This window comes from Halorubrum sp. AJ67, from assembly GCF_000513435.1.
This window is the reverse complement of sequence record NZ_CBVY010000039.1, coordinates 6521-8413: the sequence shown is the minus strand read 5'-3', so window position 1 is coordinate 8413 and position 1893 is coordinate 6521. Positions and strand designations below refer to the sequence as shown.

Here is a 1893-nt window from a genome sequence, read left to right as displayed (position 1 = left end):
CCGACGAACGCGAAGAGGCTGGGTTCCCGCGCCACGGGAGAGCGCCACCTCGACGGACCCGACGAGCGGGAGCGCGACCGTCGTCGAGAGCGCGACCGGGAAGACGATGAACGCCACCGCGCCGACCGCCGCCCCCGAGGAGACGCCGATGATCGAGGGGTCGGCCATCGGGTTGCGGAAGAAGCCCTGCATCACGGTGCCGGCGGCCGCGAGCGCGAACCCGACGAGCGCGGCCAGCAGGATCCGGGGGAGCCGCACCCCGACGACGATCTGCTGGTGGACGGAGTCGACGGGGAACGCGAACGGCGACGCGAACGCGAGATCGAGACCGGGGAGCGTGAGCGGTCCGACGCCGGGCACCGACAGCGGGCCGACACCCCCGCTCGTTTCGATCCCCACCGGCACCGTGAGCGCGTTCAACACCGATTTCACGACGGTCTCTGGCGGGATTCTGACCGGACCGATCGCGGCGCTGACGACGACGACGACCGCCAACAGCGCCGCTATCGCCGCCGACCACGACGACGACCGAACCCAGGGTCGCATACGTTCTCCAACACAACTTGTAGTAGGTAAATACTTATTGGACGAGGCCGGTCGTCGATCCGATGCGAAACAGCTTCGCGATCGCAATGGCCGTGCTGGTGACGACCGCCCTGCTCGGCGGCGTCGCCGGGACCGCCGCGGGCGCACAGCCGACGATATCGACCGAGGGGCCGACCGCTGTCGGGGGATCAGCGGCCGGGGAGATCGGAACCGCGGACGCGCCGACGCAGACCGACGACGCCTGCGGCTTCCCGGTCGAGGTGACCGACGCGACGGGGACGACGATCACGCTCAACGAGTCCCCCGACCGGATCACGACGATCAACCCGTCGGCGGCACAGACGCTGTGGGAGCTCGGCGAGCAGGACCGCGTCGTCGGCGTGAGCCAGTTCGCGCTCTACCTCGACGGTGCCGACGAGCGCGCCAACGTCTCCGCCGAGTTCGGGGCGAGCGTCGAGCGCGTCGTCGACACCGAGCCCGACCTCGTGTTAGCGCCCAACTCCTCGTCGGCCGACGTCCAGCCGCTCCGCGAGCAGGGGCTGACCGTCTACCACTTCCAGGCGGCGACCTCCATCGACGACATCGCCGAGAAGACGGAGACGATCGGCCGGCTCGTCGGCGCGTGCGACGCCGCGAGCGAGACCAACGAGGAGATGTACGACGCCGTCGACGCCGCCGAGAACCGGACCGGCGACGTCGACCGCCCGGCAGCGCTGTACCCGCTGGGCGGCGGCTACGTCGCCGCGAACAACACCTTCATCGACGCGATCATGAACGCCGGCGGCACCGACAACGTCGCCGCCGAGTACGAGGCGTACCCGCAGCTCTCCGACGAGGTCATCCTCGAAACGAACCCCGAGCTACTGTTAGTCACCGACTCAGAGGCCACTATCCTCGATCAGGAGCCGTACGCCAGCACGACCGCGGGGGTCGAGGACAACTACGTCGTGATGAACCGGAACTACCTCAACCAGCCGGCACCGCGCAGCGTGATCGAGTCGACGACGACGCTCTCGAACGCGGTCGTCGAGATACAGGCCGACAGTGAGGGGTCGACCGACGGGTCGAGCGGCGACACGGACGACGACTCGCCGAGTGACGGCGACGACTCGTCAGGTGACGGTGAGGACGGTTCGAACGACGGCGACGCGGACAACGGGACCGACCTCACGACCGCGGACGGCAACGAGACCGACGGGAACACCGGCGCGGAGTCGCCCGGGTTCGGCGTCGTCGCGGCCGCCCTCGCGCTGCTCGCGACCGGTCTGCTCGCGCGGCGCGAGTGAACTGACTCCTTTCCGGACGGTCGGCCGTTTCAGATTCCCTGTCCCATCAGGTGACTGCGGA

The 1893-nt window shown here is 69.3% G+C and carries 1 protein-coding gene and 1 pseudogene; one reads left to right on the top strand and one right to left on the bottom strand.

Features of this window, described 5'->3' with window-relative positions:
* Positions 1 to 546: pseudogene (locus BN903_RS14910) on the bottom strand (iron chelate uptake ABC transporter family permease subunit); the annotation flags it as partial.
* 62 nt (positions 547 to 608) lie between these two features.
* On the opposite strand from BN903_RS14910, the gene BN903_RS14905 reads away from it, so the two are divergent.
* A complete protein-coding gene (locus tag BN903_RS14905) occupies positions 609 to 1832 on the top strand; it encodes a PGF-CTERM-anchored ABC transporter substrate-binding protein (RefSeq protein ID WP_048078477.1) in 1224 nt (407 codons plus the stop codon).
* Positions 1833 to 1893: the final 61 nt, after the last annotated feature.